3 protein-coding genes are annotated in these 2368 nt (G+C 69.6%); 1 reads left to right on the top strand and 2 read right to left on the bottom strand.

Annotated elements, in window-relative coordinates; genetic code table 11:
* Positions 1-386, bottom strand: a 386-nt coding sequence (locus tag ABFC67_RS09435) for a hypothetical protein (protein WP_346737760.1), incomplete at its 3' end; no start/stop codon positions are given.
* Between the two features lie 220 nt (positions 387-606).
* Between ABFC67_RS09435 and ABFC67_RS09430 the strand changes: the two genes are divergently transcribed.
* Positions 607-1617: a tyrosine-type recombinase/integrase gene (locus ABFC67_RS09430; RefSeq protein ID WP_346737759.1), complete on the top strand. Its 1011-nt coding sequence runs from the start codon at positions 607-609 to the stop codon at positions 1615-1617.
* On the opposite strand, the gene ssb is transcribed toward ABFC67_RS09430, so the two are convergent.
* Entirely contained in the window at positions 1593-1961 is a 369-nt protein-coding gene (gene ssb / locus ABFC67_RS09425) for a single-stranded DNA-binding protein (RefSeq protein WP_346737758.1), read from the bottom strand. The genes ABFC67_RS09430 and ssb overlap by 25 nt on opposite strands.
* Positions 1962-2368 lie beyond the last annotated feature (407 nt).

Here is a 2368-nt window from a genome sequence, read left to right as displayed (position 1 = left end):
CGCGCGCGCTCGCGTTCGCGCTGCCGCTGCTTGCGTTCAGCCGCCGTGCGATCGACAGCCCCGCCCTGGCGTTTCGACCATGCGTTCAGCGCATCGCCGTCATGCAGGCCTTCGGCGCGCAGCGCCTCCACGATAGCGTCGACGAGCGCTGGCGACCACCGAAAGAACTCGGCAACCGGCTTGGTGTTGAAGCCGCCGATGCGGCCGCGCGGCCGCTGCTGCGATGCGTATTCGAGAAGTGCATGCCAGACGGCGGCGACGTGGCCAGGCGTCGCGCCTTCGCCGGCGCGGCGCGACACGATGAGCCACTTCGGGTCGCACACCGTCCCGTGATGCGCGCGATACCAGCCGGCCATCAGGCGCGCCCTCCCATCGCGGGTGAGCACGCCGCTTCATTGCCCTCGATGGGGTGCGATGTAGGATCAATGGTGCGCCGCTGCGAGCGGCGCAGGCGATCGTTGGACAGCACTGCTCATCCTGAGCACCGCCGCCGCCGATAAGTCCAAAACAATGCATATTATGTAAAATAACGGATGGGTTCCGTTACTTGCATAGGACTTTCAGCAGCTTAGGTGCATTGGACGGGTCTCGTTGTGGCGAAAACCCGTGATACCACGCGCTTATGTTCACTCTGCCCCGGCTGATGCCGAGAATGGTCAGGATCCACAGCTGCAGGACGCGGCGGCGCGGTTTGACCGCTACCTGCTGGCTCTGGGTCGATCGCCGCACACGCGGCGGCTGTATCTGGCGGCGCTGCGCGCCTGGTTCGACGTTGGCGGTGCGCCCGGGCACGTCGACGGCAAGCGCCTGGCCGAATGGCTGGCGGCGCGTAGGCGCGTCGTGGGCGACTCCACCATCGCGCTGCAGGTGAAGGCGCTTCGCGCCTGGTACCGCTTCGCCGCGCTGCTGGGGCTGGCTCCGGATGGCGAGCATCGTCGGCTGCCGATGGTACGGCGTGCGCGGCGCCGGCGGATGGTCCGTTGGCTTACTGAGACGCAGGTGCGGCAGCTTCTCGAGGCGCCCCCGCTCGATACCTTCGAGGGCCTGCGGGATCGCGTGATCCTGCGGGTGCTGTACGACACCGGCCTGCGCGCCAGCGAATGCGCCGCGCTGGAGATCAGCAGCATCCTGCCCGACAGGACGCTGTACGTCGTCGGCAAGGGCCGCAAGGCGCGCTATGTGCCGTTCGGCGCGCCGTTGAGCGAGGCGCTGGCCATGTGGCTGCAGCTGCGCGGCACCACGCGCCCTGGCAAGACCGACGCGCTGTGGGTCACGCGCGGCGGCCGTCCGATCAGGCGCGGCGCCTTCGTATGGGAAGTGGTCACGCGCTACGCGCGGCAGGCGCTCGGGCTGGCCGTAGGCGTCGAGCGCCTGCGCCAGGCCAAACAGACGCCCCAGCGGCCTTGGTCCGGGCACTACCCGCATCTGCTTCGCGCCAGCATGGCGACGCACCTTCTGGAGCACGACATGCCGATCACGGCGATCGCGGAGCTGCTCGGGCACGCGGACGTGCAGACCACGAGCCACTACGTCGGCGCCGATCTGCGGCACCTCCGTGCAGCCATGGCCAAGCATCCGCGCGCCCGTCGCCCTCATCCCCGCGAGCCCTCCGAATGATGGGACTCGGGCGCAGCACCGAGGAAGAAGAAGTTCTCGACGACGATCTTGGTGGTGAAGCGGTCCACGCCGTCGCGGTCGGTCCACTTCTCGGTGCGCAGCCGGCCCTCAAGCCACACCTGCGCGCCCTTGCGGCCGTGCTTGCCCAGCCGCTCCGCCAACGCGCCCCAGAACTTCGCGCGGTGCCATTCGGTCTCGCTGATCCAATCGTCGCCGCGCCGCACCTGTTCGGTCGTCGCCACGCCGATCTCGCACACGGCCTTGCCGTCCGCCGTGTACCGCACCTCGGGGCTGGAACCAAGGTTGCCGATCAGCTCGCCACGGTTGAGGGAACGTGCGCTCATACGCCGCGCGCCTCCTTGCGTGCGAGCCGACGCTCCGCAGACCGGGCGCGGACGCGTGCGCGCCGGGCGGCGTTCTCAGCCACGGCAAGCGCTTCGGATGCGCCACCCAGTCGCGCCGCCCGGGCGGCGCGCTGTGCGGCCTGCAAGGCCGAGGCGGCGCCCTCGATGCAGGCGGATACGTAGCGCGCCAGGTTGGCACGGTCTTCCGTGGGGAGTGGTGAGCGGTGCTGCATGGTCGTGCTCCGACAAGGGCGAGGCGTGCTGGCCACACGCGTCGCGGTAGCGCTGCAGGTAGCGGTAGGCGGTGGAGCGCGTGACTTCGAACGCCGCGGCCACGCGCTCCCAAGTCGGCGGCGTGCTCTGCCGCGCGCACCAGAGCGCGAACCGAACGCCGCATTCGAACGTTC

Source organism: Mizugakiibacter sp., assembly GCF_039680435.1.
Lineage (GTDB): Bacteria > Pseudomonadota > Gammaproteobacteria > Xanthomonadales > Rhodanobacteraceae > Mizugakiibacter.
The sequence above is the reverse complement of the archived record's forward strand: the minus strand, read 5'-3'. Positions and strand labels throughout refer to the sequence as shown.